Consider the following 18,578-nt stretch of genomic DNA (forward strand, 5'->3'; position numbering starts at 1 on the left):
GCTTTTGTCATGATGTGACGTCACTTCACGTAAATGGCACCATTTATGGGGTAATTGCATACGTTAGCTGCTAGGAAGTGAGAATCTTCATTATTATGGAACATATAGAATGTTTAATCGAAAAAATGAGGCAGTTTTTTTAACTGCATGTTACAATAGATTTTATGCAAACAGAGCGGAGTGTGAATCATGGAGAAACGCGATTATTACGAGGTGCTTGGTTTAACAAAATCGGCTACAAAAGATGAGATTAAAAAAGCATACCGTAAATTATCAAAACAATATCACCCTGACCTTAATAAAGAGCCGGGTGCAGATGAAAAATTCAAAGAAATCGCTGAAGCATATGAAGTTTTAAGTGACGACCAGAAAAAAGCACGCTACGACCAATTTGGTCATGAAGACCCGAATGCTGGTTTTGGTGGTGGCTTTGGAGGCAGCGGCTTTGGCGGCTTCGAGGATATTTTCAGTTCATTCTTTGGCGGTGGGGGTCGCCGTCAAGATCCAAATGCGCCACGCAAAGGGGATGATCTGCAATATCGTATGAACATCCAATTTGAGGAAGCTATTTTTGGGAAAGAAACAGAAATAGAAATCCCAAAAGATGAAACGTGTGAAACATGTCACGGTTCAGGAGCAAAGCCAGGCACGCAGCCTGAAACATGTTCAACATGTAAAGGTGCTGGACAAATCAATCAAGCAGTGGATACACCATTTGGTCGTATGATGAACCGTCGTACATGTTCAACATGTCATGGGACAGGTAAAATCATTAAAGAAAAATGTTCGACATGTCGTGGAGAAGGAAAAGTCCAAAAACGTAAGAAAATTAAAGTGACGATTCCAGCTGGTGTGGATGATGGACAACAAATTCGTGTATCTGGTCAAGGTGAACCAGGTATAAACGGTGGACCTGCAGGGGATTTATATATTATGTTCCGCATTCAAGGTCACAAGGATTTCGAACGAGATGGAGACGATATTTACTTTGAGCTGAAATTAACATTCCCTCAAGCAGCTCTTGGAGATGAAATTGAAGTACCAACAGTTCATGGTAAAGTAAAATTACGTATTCCAGCTGGAACACAGTCGGGTGCTCAATTCCGCCTAAAAGATAAAGGTGTTAAAAATGTTCATGGTTATGGTATGGGTAATCAGTATGTAACAGTAAAAGTTATGACACCAGAAAAATTAACGGAAAGACAAAAGCAATTACTACGAGAATTTGCAGAAATTAGTGGCGATATCCCTGAAGAACAAGGGAGTTCACTATTCGATAAAATCAAGAAAAAATTCCAAGGTGAATAATTAGAGGAGCTGAAGAGCTACGTGAAGTGGTCAGAATTATCCATTCATACAAAAAATGATGCGGTAGAAGCAATTTCGAATATTTTGCATGAAGCAGGTGCAAGTGGTGTTGTCATCGAAGATTCTGCAGAGTTTGCGAAGCCACGTGAAGATCAATATGGTGAAATTTATGCACTAAATGAAGATGATTTTCCAAAAGATGGCGTAATTGTCAAAGCTTATTTATCCGAGTCTAGTTTTTTAAATGAAACAGTCGAAGAAATAAAAGCAGCTATCACAAATTTAACGAACTTTAACATTGATATTGGTGAAAATGTGGTATCCATTGTGGAAGTTAATGAAGAAGATTGGGCAACTGCCTGGAAGCAATACTACCATCCTGTTAAGATTTCTGAACGCTTTACTATCGTACCAACATGGGAGGAATACAAACCCGTTTCAACAGATGAACTAATTATTGAATTAGACCCTGGTATGGCCTTTGGTACAGGCACACACCCAACGACGGTGATGTGTTTACAAGGACTTGAAAAAGTCATTAAAGAAGGGGATACGGTTGTTGATATCGGTACAGGATCAGGCGTATTGTCTATTGGTGCAGCATTACTTGGTGCCAAAAGTGTGCATGCGCTCGATTTAGATGAGGTAGCGGTACGTTCAGCACGAGAAAATGTTGAATTGAATAAAGTGGAAGATAAGGTAGCAGTGTTCCATGGCAACTTATTGGATACTGTAAAAGAGCCAGCAGATGTAGTAGTCGCTAATATTTTGGCTGAAATCATCATGTCCTTCACTGACGACGCGTATACAATTGTAAAACCAGGTGGATTATATGTCACTTCGGGCATCATCGGTGCAAAACGTGATGATGTTAAAGTAGCACTAGAAGCTTCAGGCTTTGTGATCGAAGAAGTATTATTAATGGAAGATTGGGTAGCCATTATTGCCCGTCGTCCACTATAACTTGACTAAGGAAGCGCCAAATCGTGAGCCGTGTGCTTGTGATTTGGCGTTTTCGTTTCTTGCTAGAAAGGACTGTGTGGCATGCAACGTTATTTTATTGAAACAGCAATAGAGAATGCACGTATTAGTGGAGAAGATGCACGGCATATTGAGCGAGTGATGCGTATGAAACAAGGCGACAAAATTGTAGTTGTAGCACAAAACATTGCGCATATATGCACTATTGAAGGATTTGAAGGAGATGAGGTCGTCATTGAAGCGACTGATCAAATAATCCCTTCACCAGAGCTACCTATTCAAGTAACAGTAGCTTGTGGTTTGCCAAAAGGTGATAAGCTAGAGCTCATTACTCAAAAAGCCACAGAGCTTGGGATGTTTGCTTTATTACTCTTTGAAGCTGAACGCTCCATTGTAAAATGGGACAAGAAAAAAGGAGCAAAAAAGCAAGAAAGATTACAGAAAATTGCCAAGGAAGCTGCGGAACAAGCCCATCGCACGCATATTCCAACAGTTTTTGAACCCATATCATTTAAACAGCTGTTACAACAAATAGATCATTTCGACGCCGTTTTTATTGCGGATGAAGAGGATGCAAAGGCAGAAAAACGCACAAGGTTTGCGGAGAAGCTAAAAAACGTGTATGATAAGAAGTCGAAATCAATGCTTATAATATTTGGTCCTGAGGGGGGCATTTCTCGTCACGAGTCGGAAGCGCTATTACAAGCAGGCGCTCAAACGATGTCATTAGGACCGAGAATTTTACGAGCAGAAACAGCGCCATTATACGCACTGTCTGCCATATCCTATGAATTTGAATGAAAGAGGTGTTCAGCCTTGTCAAAAGTGGCTTTTCACACACTTGGCTGTAAAGTAAATCATTACGAAACAGAAGCAATCTGGCAACTGTTCAAGGAAGAAGGCTATGATCGTACAGAATTTGATCATCAAGCAGACGTATATGTCATTAATACTTGTACAGTTACCAATACTGGAGATAAGAAATCTCGTCAGGTGATTCGTCGTGCAGTGCGACAAAATCCTGATGCCGTTATTTGTGTAACGGGATGCTATGCGCAGACATCCCCAGCAGAAATCATGGCGATTCCTGGCGTTGATATTGTTGTAGGAACACAGGATCGTACGAAATTGTTGGGCTATATTGACCAATATCGTGCAGAACGTCAACCGATTAATGCCGTACGTAATATTATGAAAAATCGTGTATATGAGGAACTAGATGTACCAGCATTTACGGACCGTACACGTGCTTCATTAAAAATACAGGAAGGCTGTAACAACTTCTGTACATTTTGTATCATCCCATGGGCACGTGGCTTAATGCGTTCTCGTGACCCACAAGAAGTTTTACATCAAGCACAGCAACTAGTTGACGCTGGCTATCTAGAAATCGTTTTAACGGGTATTCATACGGGTGGCTATGGACAAGACTTAAAAGATTATAATCTTGCACAGTTACTGCGTGATCTAGAAGCCAATGTAAAAGGCTTAAAGCGCCTTCGTATTTCATCTATTGAGGCTAGTCAATTAACAGATGAAGTCATTGAAGTTCTTCGTGAATCAAAGATTGTTGTTAACCATTTACACATTCCAATTCAATCAGGTTCTGATACGGTTTTAAAACGTATGCGTCGTAAATATACAATGGAATTTTTCGGTGAACGTTTAACGAAATTACATGAAGCATTACCTGATTTAGCTGTCACATCAGATGTCATTGTTGGTTTCCCAGGTGAGACAGAGGAAGAGTTTATGGAAACGTACAACTTTATTCGTGATCATAAGTTCTCTGAACTACACGTCTTCCCGTTCTCTCCACGTACAGGCACGCCAGCTGCACGTATGGAAGATCAAATTGATGAAGATATTAAAAATGAGCGTGTACATCGCCTTATTTCTTTAAATGATCAATTGGCAAAAGAATATGCATCTAGTTTTGAAGAGCAAGTATTAGAAGTGATTCCTGAAGAATTTGTCCATGATGGCAGTGAAGAAGAAGGACTTCTAACTGGCTATACAGACAATTACTTAAAAATAGTGTTTGAAGGGCCAGAAAGTCTCATAGGACAGCTTGTAAAAATAAAAATTACACAAGCAGGCTATCCACACTCACAAGGACAATTTGTTCGCGTTTTAGAAACAGTTAATTAATATGAAAAGGATTGCCAGCATCTGTAGGCAATCCTTTTTTGTTCTTGGAAAATGCTAAAATAAATTCTAATATCGATGTCATAATGCGAATTAAAATCAACCAAATCAATAATATAGAAAGATATTAGACGGCAACATGAAAAAGTGGTATGATTCGAAGAGGTACGTACATCTTGCTTAATGAAGGAGCGTTCAACAATGGAACAAAATTTCGCACGTATGATTGATCATACATTATTAAAGGCTGAGGCAACAAAGGAACAAATTGAAAAATTATGTGCAGAAGCTAAACAATTTAACTTTGCTTCTGTTTGTGTAAATCCAACTTGGGTTAAGCGCAGCAGTGAATTATTACAAGGTACAGAAGTTGTAGTTTGTACGGTTATTGGCTTCCCGCTTGGTGCTAATACACCAGCAGTCAAAGCATTTGAAGCAAAAGATGCTATCGCTAACGGTGCAAAAGAAGTGGATATGGTCATTAATATCGGTGCGTTAAAAGATAAAAACGATGAACTTGTACAAGCGGATATCGCAGCAGTTGTAGAAGCGGCTAAAGGTAGCGCACTTGTAAAAGTTATTATTGAAGCATGCTTACTAACAGACGAAGAAAAAGTGAAAGCTTGTGAGTTAGCTGTAGCAGCAGGTGCTGATTATGTGAAAACATCTACTGGTTTTTCTACTGGTGGAGCAACAGCAGAGGATATTGCGCTTATGCGTAAAACAGTAGGTCCTGAGCTTGGTGTAAAAGCTTCAGGTGGCGTTCGTAGCTTAGAGGACATGAAGAAAATGGTGGAAGCTGGTGCAACTCGTATTGGGGCAAGCTCTGGTGTAGCCATTATGAATGGCTTAATCGCTGATTCTAACTACTAATTTTTTCTTTTTTATAGAAGCCATAAGCTCTTGCGTTTATTCGTAGGAGCTTATGGCTTCTTTGTGTCTAATCAGCATATCATTTTTTTATTCACATATACTCCACTGATGAACGTGAATACTGAAAGGAGGATGTCATGTTTACACAGTATAAGTCTTGGAGGCCCTATATTAGCCCATTCGACCCTTGTAAGCCTATAGAAGTAAAGTATTTTGCCACACCCCCACAACTGTATATGGGTTTTCAACCACCTGGACTACCCCAATTCCAAACCCCAAGAGAAGCGCTAATGGCAGGTACGCTATGGCCACAGTTATTTAGCCCATACCCATTTCCCCCTAAAAGGAGGGAGGAAGAATGACTAAAAAGATGCCGCCCGATTTTTATAAGCAGTTAGAAGAAATACAAGCAATCGATTTCGTCATTGTTGAATTAAATCTCTATTTAGACACGCATCCCCACGATTATGACGCCATTCAGCAATTTAATGAAAATACTGAGAAAAGTATGAAGCTCAAAATTGACTTTGAACAAAAATATGGACCACTCATGAATTTTGGGAGAAGCTATTCGAATTATCCTTTTAACTGGATTGATACACCATGGCCATGGCAAGTCTAATCAAAAGATTAGGAGGAAGAATCTTTGTGGTATTATGAAAAGAAGCTCCAGTATCCAGTAAAAGTTAGTACATGTAATCCAATGCTTGCTAAGTTTTTAATTGAGCAATATGGAGGGGCTGATGGGGAACTGGCTGCAGCTCTTCGCTACATGAATCAGCGCTATACGATTCCAGATAAAGTAGTGGGGTTATTAACTGATATCGCAACAGAGGAATTTTCACACTTAGAAATGATTGCCACGATGATTTATAAGCTAACAAAAGATGCGACACCAGAAATGCTTAAAGAGGCTGGTTTAGGTGATCATTATGTGAATCATGATCGGGCTTTATTTTATCAAAATGCCTCGGGGGTACCGTTTACAGCAACCTATATTCAGGCAAAGGGTGATCCTATTGCAGATTTATATGAGGATATAGCAGCTGAAGAAAAAGCACGCGCCACATATCAATGGATTATTGATTTATCCGATGACACGGATTTAAATGATAGCTTGAAGTTTTTACGTGAACGAGAAATTGTTCACTCTCAGCGTTTTCGCGAGGCTGTTGAAATTTTAAAAGATGATCAGGATCAGAAGAAGGTTTTCTAAAAATTTCTGGCTGTATCAAGTGGAACTTGAAACAGCCTTTTAGTTTGTCAAAATTATCATTTTTATTAGTATAAATAATGGATGTATTGCTAGCTAAATGTATAATGGGCAGGTTAACAAAAATAAAACCAAAAATTCACTTGATAATTTCGTATACTTTCTATTGACCATTATTAGACAATACGATATAATTTTTTAGTACACAACAGAAGGTTATTTGCCTAATTGTGTATTGACGTGTGTTCGGAGGGAGGGAAAGAGAGATGTCAAAAACTGTCGTTCGCAAAAACGAATCGCTTGAAGATGCTCTTCGCCGCTTCAAACGTACTGTATCAAAAAGTGGTACAATTCAAGAAGTTAGAAAGCGCGAGTTCTACGAAAAACCTAGCGTAAAACGTAAAAAGAAATCAGAAGCTGCACGTAAACGTAAGTGGTAATTTAATTTCCCATTAAAAATCCCTACGTTCATAACACGCAATTGTATGATTCACTGAGCAGACAAAGTTATACCTGAAATTAATCTCATTTTTGATTAATTTCAGGTATTTTACATTGCTCAACTTTACGTACATATGAAAAAGCCGAATGAAATCACATTGATTCATTCGGCTTTTTTACAACCCTCATGATGTGGGTAATTTTGATTCAAGATCATGATGTATAAATTAATAAATTTTTAAGATTTGTGAAACTTTTCGCATGATTGACCGTATATACAGAGGAGAAGCATGTTAGAAGGGAGGGAAAAAGGTGCGAAAACGTAGAATCCTCAGCTATTTACTAGTGATATGGATGACTTTTTTGTTAGCGTTTCCATTAACTTCGGCTTTTGCCAGTAATAAGGTTTATCATGTTCCGATTCATAATGAAGTAGAGCGAGGACTTCATGCATTTTTAGAACGAGCTTTTAAAGAGGCTGAAGAAAACAAGGCAGAGGCGATTATCTTAGAAATAAATACGCCTGGCGGTTTCGTGAATGCGGCAAGTGATATCGCCATGCTTATGGATGCAACGGACTTAAAAACGATTGCTTATATTAATAAGGATGCACACTCAGCAGGAGCTTTTTTAGCCTTACATGCGGAAAAGATCTACATGGTTCCAAATGGAACAATCGGTGCAGCGGCAGTTATCGATTCAGCAGGGAATGCAGCCGACTTAAAGGCCAATAGTGCTTGGCTTGCTCAAATGAAAGCAGCGGCAGAAACGTCAGGTCGCGACCCTAAGTATGCATTAGCCATGGCAGATACCAACTATGAACTACCAGAATACCGTGCTGGCGAAAAGAATTTGTTAACCTTATCAGCCTCAGAGGCATTAAAGGTTAAGTACTCTGAGGGGACGGTTAGGAATTTTCAGGAGCTTTTAGAGGTAACTAACCTAAATGGTAGTGATGTTGTTTCCATTGAACCAACCTTTTCTGAAAAACTGGCTCGTTTTATTACAAATCCCATCATTGTACCTATTCTATTGTCTATCGCAAGTTTAGGACTTGTAATGGAGCTTTATTCGCCAGGATTCGGCGTTCCAGGTATAATGGGTTTATCAGCACTTGGTTTATTTTTCTTTGGACATATGGTTGCGGGCTTTGCGGGATATGAAACATTGTTGTTATTTATTATTGGTTTAGCCCTTTTAATTGCAGAGTTTTTTGTCCCCGGTGGTATTGTTGGTATTTTAGGTGGTGTATTAATAGTACTAAGTCTGATACTGGCAGGTGCAAATATGATGCAAATGATAGTAGCAATTCTCATTGCGCTTGTGATAGCGATGATAGGAATGGTGATTCTGATGAAATTTTTCGGAAAAAAACTGCATGTCTTAAACAGGCTTGTGTTAATGGATGCAACCACGACAGAAGAAGGGTATGTATCTAATGTGAATCGCACAGAACTGTTAGGGAAAATAGGGAAAACGCTTACGCCATTACGTCCATCTGGAACAATGGTACTGGGTAGTGAACGCATTGATATTGTATCGGAAGGTGGCTATATCGATGCCAACCAACATGTAGAAATTATTAAAGTTGAAGGCTCACGCATTGTTGTGAGACAAACAGATAAAGAGATGGAGGAATAGAAAATGGGTCTTGATTTAGGTTTGATTGGTCCTATTGCCGGACTAGTTATTTTATTCATTGTTCTTGCGGTATTCTTTACCTTTGTACCCGTAGCACTGTGGATTTCTGCATTAGCAGCAGGTGTACGTGTGAGTATTTTCACATTAATTGGGATGCGCTTACGTCGTGTAATCCCTTCACGAATTGTTAATCCGTTGATTAAAGCACATAAAGCAGGTTTACCTGTTACGATAAACCAGTTAGAGAGTCACTATTTAGCAGGTGGTAATGTCGACCGCGTCGTGAATGCCTTAATTGCGGCTCACCGTGCTAATATTGAGTTATCGTTTGAACGTTGTGCAGCAATTGATTTAGCTGGGCGTGATGTGTTAGAAGCTGTTCAAATGTCTGTTAATCCAAAGGTTATTGAAACACCATTCATTTCAGGTGTAGCAATGAACGGGATTGAGGTTAAAGCAAAAGCCCGTATTACTGTGCGTGCCAACATCGAGCGTTTAGTCGGTGGTGCTGGTGAAGAAACGGTAATTGCACGTGTAGGGGAAGGGATCGTTTCTACAATTGGTTCCGCTACTAGTCATACGGAAGTATTAGAAAATCCGGATATGATTTCGCAAACCGTATTATCTAAAGGTTTAGATTCAGGGACAGCCTTTGAAATCTTATCCATTGATATTGCCGATGTAGATATCGGTAAAAACATCGGGGCCGAATTACAAATTGAACAAGCACAAGCGGATAAAAACATTGCGCAAGCAAAAGCTGAGGAACGTCGTGCAATGGCTGTAGCAAATGAGCAAGAAATGATTGCACGTGTTCAAGAGATGAAGGCGAAAGTAGTAGAAGCAGAGGCAGAAGTACCACAAGCGATGGCTGAAGCCTTACGTTCTGGTAATCTTGGTATTATGGATTATATGAACTATCGTAATATCCAAGCGGATACAGCAATGCGCGACTCAATTTCAAAAGTAAGTAATGATAAGCCTGAAAAAAATGAACCCAATGCTTAATAACGGAAAGGAGCAGAACTAACATATGGAACAGTTAATACTCTTTGCCATAATTGCCATAGTCAGCTCTATTTTCGGAAAATCAAAAAATAAAAAGCCTCAGAAACAGATGCCTCCTTTTAATAAAGACACAGTGGCAGAGCCTCCAGTTATGGAGAAAGCACCACATCGTACAGGGAAAGCACAAAGTTTTGAAGATTTTGCACGAGAATTTATAGGTGATTGGATTCCAGAAAATGAAAAAGTCGAGGAGCCTAAAAAATTTGTCGAAGAAAAAGTGCAAAAGGAAATGCCAAGCTATATTGCCCCAACAGTCACTCCAGCAGATGTCCCTCGCCGTACTTCGAATCGAGAAAGTCGAGGACGTTTAGCTGCTGGAAAAAAAGAAGTGCAATCAGTTGGCACTCATTCGACTATACAACTACCTCAATCTAAAAATGATCTTGTGCAAGCAATCGTGATGGCTGAAATATTAGGGCCACCGAAATCAAAAAGAAAATAACTAGCATGTCCTCCTTTTTCGATGCATATATTGCCGAAGAAGGAGGCATTTTTTATGAAAAAATTATTTCAATTAACGCCACTACTTGAGTTGTTAGAATACGAATCATTAAAAATTATTGGACCCTACCGTTTTATTCATGCAGATGCTACGACCTGTTCGTTTGTCTATGCAGATTATCATATTACTGTCAATGCGGATTCAGTGACAATCAATGCGCTCAAAAAAGAGATGCTACATCTATCTGTTGACAATCTACAGGAACTTCATATGAAAATGACAAAGAATATGGGTGTGAGCTAAAATGTGGAATAATCGGCCTATTATTATACGTATAAAGCGCCATGAAAATGTTCATCCTTTTATTCAAGCATTGCACGCTCAACATGTTCCATTAAAGCGTGTAGTCTTTCGTGAGCAGGAAGTTTCTTTTGAAACGACGATGCATTATCTACCAAAAATTCGCCGTGTGCGAAGACGTTTTCGTTTGAAAATGGCTGTTTTTTATGCAGATGAGCTTCAAGTTTTTCGAGCGCAAATTTGGACTTTGTTGGGCTTAGCCTTAATGATTGCTATTCCGATCCTCTGTGCACAAATCATTTGGCGAGTGGACATCGAAGCAGCGACACCAGAGCTGGAGCAGCGTTTAGGCAAGACCTTTCAAGATACCTTTCAACTAGAAACCCCGCTATCAAAAAAAAAATTACCTTCAAATACGGTCATACGACAAAAGCTGTTAGAGCAACACCGAGAGCTATCATGGGTGCATATTGATAAACACGGCGGACGAGTAATTCTGAGACCACAAGAATCACCGAAACAAACAGAGCAAACAAATGACAAATTAGCCTCTCATATAGTAGCCACAAAAAGTGGTGTCATTACCCACTTTAATATACAACATGGCGAGCGAAAAATTTCAGTAAATGACACAGCCTATGAGGGGGATGTCCTCGTTAGTGGTGTATTAGAAAGTGGTAAAGATCAAGTTTTTGTTGGGGCAAAGGGTGAGGTTTTTGCAGATTATTGGCTTGAATGTTCGTTTAAAATTCCAACAAAAATTACGGTGGAAACGTTGCAACAAAAACAATGGCGGGTATTGGTAAAGGGTATACATCAGGAAAAGGTAGATTATGTACAAAAGAAGGATTTACCGAATTGGCTAGCCCCCTATGTTTCGATTGTGGAGGAGCAACAGACGAAAACCATGCAAGTGGAGTTGGATGAATCGAAAATTGAGTCATTGTTGATTCCTTTATTGCATGAAAAAGTATTGCGTTCGTTACCTGCAAAAACAATTATTAAGAAAGAAAACCTTTTACAGGCAAAGTGGGGGAATGGTACAGTTGAAGGGAAAGTTCTATTTTTAGTCAATGAAAACATTGCAAGTCCAATACAAGGCCTACAAGGAGAATGATTATGTCAGAACAGTTAACTGTATTACAGGTGGATAATCCAAATGAAGCGGTTATGCTACTCGGTATTTCCGATGCAAATATGAAATTAGTTGAAGAAGCACTCAAAGTTCATATCATTACGCGTGGTGAACAAATTCAACTGGCGGGTGAAGAAAATGCTAAGGAACAGGCAACCTATCTTTTACATGCTTTATTGAAGGTCATTCGCAAAGGAATTAATATTGATCAACGTGATGTCTCAACTGCGATTGAAATGACACAAAAAGGAACGATTGAATATTTTGCAGAACTGTATGATGAAGAAATAGCACGCACGACGAAAGGCAAACCGATTCGTGCAAAAACAATTGGTCAACGAGAATACATACAAGCAATCCGTCATAAAGACGTTGTTTTCGGTATTGGTCCAGCTGGTACTGGGAAAACGTATTTAGCGGTAGTCATGGCAACACAGGCACTTAAAAATGGCCATGTTAAGCGAATAATATTAACTCGCCCTGCTGTTGAAGCAGGAGAGTCTCTAGGCTTCCTTCCAGGAGATTTGAAGGAAAAGGTAGATCCATATCTACGACCTCTCTACGACGCTTTAAATGACATCTACGGGTCCGAACAAACACAACGGCTGATAGAACGGGGAACGATTGAAATCGCTCCTTTAGCCTATATGCGTGGCCGTACATTAGATGATGCCTTCGTTATTTTAGATGAAGCACAAAATACAACCCATCAACAAATGAAAATGTTCCTAACACGTCTAGGCTTCGGTTCTAAAATGGTCATTACAGGGGATAAAACGCAAATCGATTTACCTAAAAATACGGAATCTGGCTTGATTGTAGCGGAACGTACATTAAAGTATGTAAAATCTATCCATTTCCAAGTATTAGAACAAGGCGATGTAGTCCGTCATCCAATCGTTGCCAAAATCATCCAAGCCTACGAAGAACAGCAACTTTAGAATTGCGTAGCAATTCTAAAGTCTGCCCCGAAAGCAAAGCGACAGGGGCAACGGGCTTTTGAAGTCTGCCCGGAAAGCGAAGCGGCAGGGGCAACGAGGTTTTGAAGTCTGCCCGGAAAGCGAAGCGGCAGGGGCAACAGGGTTTAAAGTTTGCCCGGAAAGCAAAGCGACAGGGGCAACAGGGTTTTAAAGTCTGCCTGGAAAGCAAAGCGACAGGGGCAACGGGGTTTTGAAGTCTACCCGGAAAGCGAAGCAACAGGGGCAACGAGGTTTTGAAGTCTGCACAACAAGTAAAAATCTAAATTATGAAATTAATCAAAATATGGAAAAAAATGTGACAGCTATGCGAAAATGCATAGCTGTTTTTTGCTTTCTTATACATTTTTCGAGAAAAATGTATGTTGAATTGGTATGATAGTAGGTAGATAGAGGAGGTGCCAGATGGAGAAACAACTTCGAAAATTTACAGAGCTTATCGGTTTTCGCTACTTTCTTATCATCATTCTCATTTTAACAGGCGGCCTACAATTTGCATTTATGTATGGCAATGTTAAAGGAGTTACATATGATTTCAAACCATTACAGCTTGCGCCTGAAACCGTACGATCTACTAAAACGATCGAAGACACTTATAAGACACAGCTAGAGAGAGAAAAAGCTGCCAATGCAGTGGATTCGGTCTATCAATTTTCGGAGGATGTCGCCAAGCAAAGAGCAGCGATTGTAACATCATTATTTGATTATGTTTTGGAAGTGAAAAAGGATGTTGCAAATAGTAAGGAACCTATTCCTATTGCCGACCAAGTTGCACAGCTTCGCAAAAAATTTGAATCAATAGATGAAGACCAGATGCCGTTAATTTTTACAGATTCACAGCTGGAAGGTCTATTAGTGCAAAGTGAAGAAGATTTAACAAGAACAAGTACGCAATTATCCAAATTTGTAGAGGAATATTTACAAAAATCCATCCGACCAGAGAACGTTTTTGTTGCTCAAAATGATTTTGAGACCAAGATTCGTGGACAACGAGGGTACCCTGATAAAATATTCAATACAGTCGTGTTAATAGGACGTACAAGCATTATTGAAAATGAAACAATTAACGAAGAACAGACGAAGATTCGAAAACAGCAGGCCAAAGAAAGCGTAGAGCCTACACGCATTTTACAAGGTCAGATTATTGTTCAGGAAGGCCAAATTATTGACAATGAGGCTTTCAGACAATTAGAGCTATTAGGGATGGTTAGTAATAAAGCCTCCTTGAAGCCTATTGCAGGGCTTATTATTTTAACGCTATTGCAAATGATGTTTATGTATATTTTATTTGAGCGTTGGGAGGCTAACGAACGAAAAAAACGTAATGCACTGTTAGTGACAGTGATTGTTTATAGTTTGTCTATCTTGCTGATGGAATTTATTAGCTTAGTTTCTGGTGGCTTTGATGTGACGATTGCCTTTCTATTCCCAACGGCATTAGCTACAATGCTTGTACGATTGTTAGCAGATGAGCGAGCGGCTGTTTTGGTTACAGTTATGACTGCTGCTTCAGCAGGTGTTATTTTCCAAGAAGGCTATTCATCTGTTATGCAAATGGAAATTACGTTGTATATCATATTCGGAGGGTTTGCAAGCCTATTCTTTTTGCGTAGTGTGGAAAAACGCTCACATATTTTACATGCGGTTGGTGTGATTTCTCTTGTCAACTTGGCATTTATCGCCTTTTATTTATTAATGACACAATCATCCTATGGTTTACCAGAATTAGTATTTTACTTAATAGCAGCGATGTTGTCTGCCTTGCTTTCAGGGGCATTGACAATGGGTCTTTTACCATTCTTTGAATCAGCATTTAGCTTACTATCGTCTTTACGTTTAATCGAGCTATCCAATCCCAATCACCCATTATTAAAAAAATTACTAATGGAAACGCCAGGGACATATCATCATAGTGTGATGGTAGCGAATCTAGCAGAAGCTGCCTGTGAAGAAATCGGTGCGGATGGCTTATTAGCACGTGTTGGCTGTTATTATCATGATATTGGTAAAACTAAACGTCCAGCCTTTTTCATCGAAAATCAGATGTCGGGTATCAATCCGCATGATTCATTACCACCTGAAACAAGTGCAGAGATTATTATCGCCCATACGACAGATGGTGCCAACATGTTAAAACGTTATAAAATGCCTCAGGAAATCATTGATATCGCTTTACAACATCATGGCACAAGTTTGTTAAAATTCTTCTTATTTAAAGCGAAGGAAGAAGGAAAAAGCATTGATGAAGCAAGGTTCCGATATCCAGGGCCTAAACCACAAACAAAGGAAGCGGCTGTTATAAGTGTTGCGGATAGTGTTGAGGCAGCGGTACGTTCAATGAAAGAGCCAAACGCAGAGAAAATTCAGAAGCTAGTACGAGCAATCATTGATGATCGCGTACAAGATAATCAGTTTGATGAATGCGATATTTCAATAAAAGAGTTAAAATGTATAGAGAGAGTACTTTGTGAAACGTTGAATGGTATTTTCCATTCACGTATTGAATATCCAAAGGGAGATAAGTAGGAGGATCTATGATTTTAACAATTGATTTTACGGATGAAACAAATGAAGTGGGAGCACAACATATGGAGCTTGTTGAAAAGCTATTACAGCATGCTGCAAGTGTAGAAAACATTGAGCCAGAAACAGAGGTTTCGGTGACGTTTGTAACGAACAAAACAATTCAAGATATTAATCGTGAGTATCGTGGCAAGGATCAGCCAACTGATGTCATTTCCTTTGCACTAGAGGAGCTAGGGGAAGGGGAAATGGAAGTAACTTTTGAAGGGATGCCACGTGTATTAGGTGATATTATTATTTCGACAGACCGTGCAAAAGAGCAGGCTGAGGAATATAATCATTCCTTTGAGCGAGAATTAGGCTTTTTAGCTGTACATGGTTTTTTACATTTACTTGGTTATGACCATATGGAGCCAGAAGAAGAGAAAGTGATGTTTACAAAGCAAGATGAGATTTTACAAACTTTTGGCTTAGGACGAGACTAGATGGATTTGCGCAAATACTTGCGATCTTTTGGCTATGCGTTTGAAGGCATTATAACTGCAAGTAAAGAACAAAATTTAAAATCACATATATTGAGTGCAATCATTGTTATACTGGCTAGTTATTGGACAGGTTTATCTCGTATGGAATGGTATATTGTGCTACTATTAATAGCACTAATGTTTGCGCTGGAAATGATGAATACAGCGATCGAACGGGTTGTCGATTTAGCTTCCCCAGAGATACACCCACTTGCTAAGCAGGCAAAAGATATTGCGGCAGGTGCAGTGCTTGTATTTGCGCTATTCAGTGCTATAATCGGATTACTCATCTTTCTGCCAAAATGGTTTTAATGGAAATGAGTGTCTTCTAAATGAAAATAAACCATAAATGTGAGGGAGAATTAGTATAGATGACAATAGATATGCAAGCATTATTAGAGGAATCAAAAAAAGCGCGTGAAAAAGCCTATGTTCCCTATTCAAAATTTAAAGTAGGGGCAGCTCTATTAACGAAAGATGGAGAGGTTATTCACGGCTGTAATATTGAAAATGCAGGCTATAGTATGACGAATTGTGCTGAGCGTACAGCGTTTTTTAAGGCAGTGTCAGAGGGGACTTACGAATTCGAAGCCATTGCCATTGTAGCTGATACGGACGGGCCATGTGCCCCATGTGGAGCATGTCGTCAGGTGATGATGGAGTTTTGTGCTCCAACTATGCCTGTTTATTTAACGAATTTAAAAGGTGATGTGACGGTAACGTCAGTGGGCGAATTACTACCGTTTGCATTTACGACGGAGGATTTAGAGAATGCAGGAAACTAACAATGGCTATAAATCAGGCTTTATCTCCATCATTGGTCGTCCAAACGTTGGCAAATCGACATTTTTAAATCGTGTCATTGGCCAAAAAATTGCGATCATGAGTGATAAGCCACAAACAACAAGAAATAAAGTACAAGGCGTACTAACAACAGATGATAGCCAAATGATTTTTATAGATACACCAGGTATCCACAAGCCAAAACATAAACTAGGCGATTTCATGCTGAAGGTTTCTAAAAACACATTGCGTGAAGTGGACGTTATTATGTTTATGGTCAATGCTGAGCAAAAAATCGGTAAAGGCGATGAATTCATACTAGAAATGCTAGCAGGAAATCCAACGCCTGTCTTTTTGGTCATCAATAAAATTGATGCCATTCATCCAGATGAACTAATAGGAATTATTGAGAGCTATAAAGAGCGCTATGACTTTGCGGAGATTGTACCGATTTCAGCACTACAAGGCAATAATGTAGAAAATTTATTAGTGACATTAGGGAAGTATTTACCAGAGGGACCGCAGTATTACCCAGCAGATCAAGTGACAGACCATCCAGAACGATTTATTATTTCAGAACTTATTCGTGAAAAAGTCCTGCATTTAACACGTGAAGAAATTCCTCATTCGATCGCAGTGGTAATTGATAAAATTCGTCGTGATGAAGAAAATGATGATAAAATTCGTGTAGCGGCTACAATTATTGTGGAGCGTGATTCACAAAAAGGGATTGTTATCGGAAAACGTGGAGCCTTGCTAAAAGAAGTAGGGACACGTGCCCGAAAGGATATCGAAATGTTATTAGGGTCTAAAGTATATTTAGAGCTATGGGTAAAGGTGCAAAAGGATTGGCGCAATAAATCTACACATTTACGCGATTTCGGATTCCGTGATGATGAATACTAGGCTTTTTTCCTAATTTGTATCGAAAGCGAAGCGTCAGATACAGAAGACTCCCACTTATTCGGGAGATGAACATATGTTTTTTCAGCAGGTGTTTAGTGCCTGGTGGATCAGGATATAGACTCCAGATTTTGACGTGACAGTTTGGGTTCACTTCTTCTTGTAAGCGCAAAATCTGGCAGTATTTGATTGTTTTATTTTTGAGCTGTCCAAAATTATTTTGGGCAGCTCTCTTTTCATGGATAGTTCTTTTAAGAAAGGAGGGGGATTATGCTTCATAAATGGGAGGGTATTGTATTAAAGGTTCGCGCATATGGTGAATCCAATAAGATAGTTATTTTGCTAACGCGAGAAGCTGGCAAAGTGGCTACGATGGCTCGAGGGGCAAAAAAACCTTCTAGTAGATTGGCTTCCGTCACGCAACCCTTTACCTATGGCATGTTTATGGTACAACATCATACGGGTATGGGGACATTGCAACAGGGAGAGCATTTGAATTCAATGCGCCATATTCGTGAAGATATTATGGCTACTGCTTATGCTAGCTATATTATGGAATTAGTGGAGCGAGTTGTAGAAGAAGGGAAGCCAGAACCATTTGCGTTTGATGTCTTACTACAAGCATTACAAGCAATTGAGGATGGCTATGATCCTGAAGCCATTACACTGTTTGTTGAATGGAAAATGTTGCCCTATACAGGTGTACAACCTATTTTACATGCCTGTGCTGCGTGTGGCGCTGTAGATGGGGAATTTGCTTTTTCCTTTGCTCAAGGAGGATTTTTATGCCATCGCTGTTATCAGCATGACCCCTATATCATTCGCTTAACGCCAACACAGCTGAAACTGATCAGGATGTTCTATACTGTTCCTATCGACCAAATTGGAAAAATAGAGCTGAAAAAAGAAACAAAATATTTCATAAAAAAAATTATTACAACCATCTATGAAGAACAAACGGGGATTCGGTTTAAGACGAGAAAATTTATTGAGCAACTAGAACGTACCCCTGAATTGCAAATACGCTCGAAAGACGAAATGCCAGAAGAACCATAATGTTCATCTGGCATTTTATGATGTTGAAAAAAGACCTTTTAGCAAGGCGAGGGGTTGATTTCCGTTCCGCCAGCGACCTTTCCAGGGGGCGTCCGATGAGCCGCTTCACTCACTTACGTTCGCTCCAGGGTCTCCTCTGGGACGCTAAATCCCCTAGGAGTGACGCTGGCTCCACTCCAATCAACCATTCTGCAAAAGCGTCTTTTCCTTTTCTTTCATACTAACAGTAGTGAAAAAGGTGGAGAAGCGATGCGTGACAACA

The 18,578-nt window shown here is 39.5% G+C and carries 21 protein-coding genes; all 21 read left to right on the forward strand.

All coding sequences use genetic code 11. The annotated features are described in order from the left end of the window. Window positions 1-189 precede the first annotated feature (189 nt). The 21 genes from dnaJ (at window position 190) to recO (ending at window position 18,316) form a co-directional block, all read left to right on the forward strand. Window positions 190-1,308 (forward strand): molecular chaperone DnaJ, encoded by a 1,119-nt coding sequence (dnaJ, locus tag ACEVFT_RS11015; RefSeq protein ID WP_205444485.1) that lies wholly within the window; start codon window positions 190-192, stop codon window positions 1,306-1,308. Between the two features lie 21 nt (window positions 1,309-1,329). Continuing rightward, the gene (gene prmA / locus ACEVFT_RS11020) at window positions 1,330-2,271 is read left to right on the forward strand and encodes a 50S ribosomal protein L11 methyltransferase (protein ID WP_205444483.1); all 942 of its coding nucleotides are present in this window, start codon (window positions 1,330-1,332) and stop codon (window positions 2,269-2,271) included. A gap of 81 nt (window positions 2,272-2,352) precedes the next feature. Further along, a complete protein-coding gene (locus ACEVFT_RS11025; RefSeq protein WP_393949742.1) occupies window positions 2,353-3,090 on the forward strand; it encodes a 16S rRNA (uracil(1498)-N(3))-methyltransferase in 738 nt (245 codons plus the stop codon). A 15-nt stretch (window positions 3,091-3,105) separates the two neighbouring features. Beyond that, the gene (gene mtaB / locus ACEVFT_RS11030) at window positions 3,106-4,440 is read left to right on the forward strand and encodes a tRNA (N(6)-L-threonylcarbamoyladenosine(37)-C(2))-methylthiotransferase MtaB (RefSeq protein ID WP_393949744.1); all 1,335 of its coding nucleotides are present in this window, start codon (window positions 3,106-3,108) and stop codon (window positions 4,438-4,440) included. Between the two features lie 198 nt (window positions 4,441-4,638). Further along, window positions 4,639-5,310 carry a deoxyribose-phosphate aldolase gene (deoC, locus tag ACEVFT_RS11035; RefSeq protein WP_205444479.1) on the forward strand — a complete coding sequence of 224 codons (672 nt, stop codon included), beginning with the start codon at window positions 4,639-4,641 and terminating at the stop codon, window positions 5,308-5,310. A gap of 137 nt (window positions 5,311-5,447) precedes the next feature. Continuing rightward, window positions 5,448-5,672: a spore coat associated protein CotJA gene (locus ACEVFT_RS24740; RefSeq protein ID WP_205444478.1), complete on the forward strand. Its 225-nt coding sequence runs from the start codon at window positions 5,448-5,450 to the stop codon at window positions 5,670-5,672. Continuing rightward, window positions 5,669-5,932, forward strand: coding sequence for a spore coat protein CotJB (locus ACEVFT_RS11045; protein WP_393949745.1), 264 nt, complete (start codon window positions 5,669-5,671; stop codon window positions 5,930-5,932). Before ACEVFT_RS24740 ends, ACEVFT_RS11045 begins: the two co-directional genes overlap by 4 nt. A gap of 24 nt (window positions 5,933-5,956) precedes the next feature. Continuing rightward, on the forward strand, window positions 5,957-6,526 hold the full coding sequence (locus tag ACEVFT_RS11050; protein WP_342441014.1) for a manganese catalase family protein: 570 nt from the start codon (window positions 5,957-5,959) through the stop codon (window positions 6,524-6,526). A gap of 263 nt (window positions 6,527-6,789) precedes the next feature. Next, window positions 6,790-6,963, forward strand: a complete 174-nt coding sequence (rpsU, locus tag ACEVFT_RS11055) for a 30S ribosomal protein S21 (RefSeq protein ID WP_004227078.1) — start codon at window positions 6,790-6,792, stop codon at window positions 6,961-6,963. A 313-nt stretch (window positions 6,964-7,276) separates the two neighbouring features. Next, window positions 7,277-8,605 carry an NfeD family protein gene (locus tag ACEVFT_RS11060; RefSeq protein ID WP_393949746.1) on the forward strand — a complete coding sequence of 443 codons (1,329 nt, stop codon included), beginning with the start codon at window positions 7,277-7,279 and terminating at the stop codon, window positions 8,603-8,605. Window positions 8,606-8,608: 3 nt separating this feature from the next. Next, window positions 8,609-9,613, forward strand: coding sequence for a flotillin-like protein FloA (gene floA, locus ACEVFT_RS11065; RefSeq protein WP_342441012.1), 1,005 nt, complete (start codon window positions 8,609-8,611; stop codon window positions 9,611-9,613). 25 nt (window positions 9,614-9,638) lie between these two features. Further along, window positions 9,639-10,115, forward strand: coding sequence for a hypothetical protein (locus ACEVFT_RS11070; RefSeq protein ID WP_393949748.1), 477 nt, complete (start codon window positions 9,639-9,641; stop codon window positions 10,113-10,115). 54 nt (window positions 10,116-10,169) lie between these two features. Further along, window positions 10,170-10,418, forward strand: a complete 249-nt coding sequence (locus tag ACEVFT_RS11075; protein WP_393949749.1) for a hypothetical protein — start codon at window positions 10,170-10,172, stop codon at window positions 10,416-10,418. Between the two features lies 1 nt (window position 10,419). Continuing rightward, window positions 10,420-11,532 carry a sporulation protein YqfD gene (locus ACEVFT_RS11080; protein ID WP_393949751.1) on the forward strand — a complete coding sequence of 371 codons (1,113 nt, stop codon included), beginning with the start codon at window positions 10,420-10,422 and terminating at the stop codon, window positions 11,530-11,532. A 2-nt stretch (window positions 11,533-11,534) separates the two neighbouring features. Further along, window positions 11,535-12,491 carry a PhoH family protein gene (locus tag ACEVFT_RS11085; RefSeq protein WP_205444466.1) on the forward strand — a complete coding sequence of 319 codons (957 nt, stop codon included), beginning with the start codon at window positions 11,535-11,537 and terminating at the stop codon, window positions 12,489-12,491. 441 nt (window positions 12,492-12,932) lie between these two features. Next, on the forward strand, window positions 12,933-15,053 hold the full coding sequence (locus tag ACEVFT_RS11090) for an HD family phosphohydrolase (protein ID WP_393949753.1): 2,121 nt from the start codon (window positions 12,933-12,935) through the stop codon (window positions 15,051-15,053). A gap of 8 nt (window positions 15,054-15,061) precedes the next feature. Next, window positions 15,062-15,535 (forward strand): rRNA maturation RNase YbeY, encoded by a 474-nt coding sequence (gene ybeY, locus ACEVFT_RS11095; protein ID WP_393949755.1) that lies wholly within the window; start codon window positions 15,062-15,064, stop codon window positions 15,533-15,535. After that, complete coding sequence (locus ACEVFT_RS11100; protein WP_205444462.1) at window positions 15,536-15,886, forward strand: diacylglycerol kinase family protein; 351 nt, start codon at window positions 15,536-15,538, stop codon at window positions 15,884-15,886. 59 nt (window positions 15,887-15,945) lie between these two features. Then, window positions 15,946-16,359, forward strand: coding sequence for a cytidine deaminase (locus ACEVFT_RS11105; protein WP_205444461.1), 414 nt, complete (start codon window positions 15,946-15,948; stop codon window positions 16,357-16,359). Beyond that, window positions 16,346-17,263: a GTPase Era gene (gene era, locus ACEVFT_RS11110; protein WP_205444459.1), complete on the forward strand. Its 918-nt coding sequence runs from the start codon at window positions 16,346-16,348 to the stop codon at window positions 17,261-17,263. Before ACEVFT_RS11105 ends, era begins: the two co-directional genes overlap by 14 nt. Before the next feature lie 267 nt (window positions 17,264-17,530). Beyond that, window positions 17,531-18,316 carry a DNA repair protein RecO gene (recO, locus tag ACEVFT_RS11115; RefSeq protein ID WP_205444457.1) on the forward strand — a complete coding sequence of 262 codons (786 nt, stop codon included), beginning with the start codon at window positions 17,531-17,533 and terminating at the stop codon, window positions 18,314-18,316. Window positions 18,317-18,578: the final 262 nt, after the last annotated feature.

Origin of the sequence: Lysinibacillus sp. PWR01, from assembly GCF_043359455.1 — a bacterium.
In the GTDB taxonomy this organism is placed as follows: domain Bacteria; phylum Bacillota; class Bacilli; order Bacillales_A; family Planococcaceae; genus Lysinibacillus; species Lysinibacillus fusiformis_F.

Bases quoted from the DNA above. Each gene is read 5' to 3' on its own strand.
- ACEVFT_RS11100 (WP_205444462.1), top strand. From the start codon at position 15,536: ATGGATTTGCGCAAATACTTGCGATCTTTTGGCTATGCGTTTGAAGGC.
- ACEVFT_RS11045 (WP_393949745.1), top strand. From the start codon at position 5,669: ATGACTAAAAAGATGCCGCCCGATTTTTATAAGCAGTTAGAAGAAATA.
- ACEVFT_RS11090 (WP_393949753.1), top strand. From the start codon at position 12,933: ATGGAGAAACAACTTCGAAAATTTACAGAGCTTATCGGTTTTCGCTAC.
- rpsU (WP_004227078.1), top strand. From the start codon at position 6,790: ATGTCAAAAACTGTCGTTCGCAAAAACGAATCGCTTGAAGATGCTCTT.
- ACEVFT_RS24740 (WP_205444478.1), top strand. From the start codon at position 5,448: ATGTTTACACAGTATAAGTCTTGGAGGCCCTATATTAGCCCATTCGAC.
- recO (WP_205444457.1), top strand. From the start codon at position 17,531: ATGCTTCATAAATGGGAGGGTATTGTATTAAAGGTTCGCGCATATGGT.
- ACEVFT_RS11025 (WP_393949742.1), top strand. From the start codon at position 2,353: ATGCAACGTTATTTTATTGAAACAGCAATAGAGAATGCACGTATTAGT.
- ACEVFT_RS11070 (WP_393949748.1), top strand. From the start codon at position 9,639: ATGGAACAGTTAATACTCTTTGCCATAATTGCCATAGTCAGCTCTATT.
- ybeY (WP_393949755.1), top strand. From the start codon at position 15,062: ATGATTTTAACAATTGATTTTACGGATGAAACAAATGAAGTGGGAGCA.
- ACEVFT_RS11085 (WP_205444466.1), top strand. From the start codon at position 11,535: ATGTCAGAACAGTTAACTGTATTACAGGTGGATAATCCAAATGAAGCG.
- dnaJ (WP_205444485.1), top strand. From the start codon at position 190: ATGGAGAAACGCGATTATTACGAGGTGCTTGGTTTAACAAAATCGGCT.
- floA (WP_342441012.1), top strand. From the start codon at position 8,609: ATGGGTCTTGATTTAGGTTTGATTGGTCCTATTGCCGGACTAGTTATT.
- ACEVFT_RS11105 (WP_205444461.1), top strand. From the start codon at position 15,946: ATGACAATAGATATGCAAGCATTATTAGAGGAATCAAAAAAAGCGCGT.
- era (WP_205444459.1), top strand. From the start codon at position 16,346: ATGCAGGAAACTAACAATGGCTATAAATCAGGCTTTATCTCCATCATT.
- ACEVFT_RS11080 (WP_393949751.1), top strand. From the start codon at position 10,420: ATGTGGAATAATCGGCCTATTATTATACGTATAAAGCGCCATGAAAAT.
- deoC (WP_205444479.1), top strand. From the start codon at position 4,639: ATGGAACAAAATTTCGCACGTATGATTGATCATACATTATTAAAGGCT.
- ACEVFT_RS11075 (WP_393949749.1), top strand. From the start codon at position 10,170: ATGAAAAAATTATTTCAATTAACGCCACTACTTGAGTTGTTAGAATAC.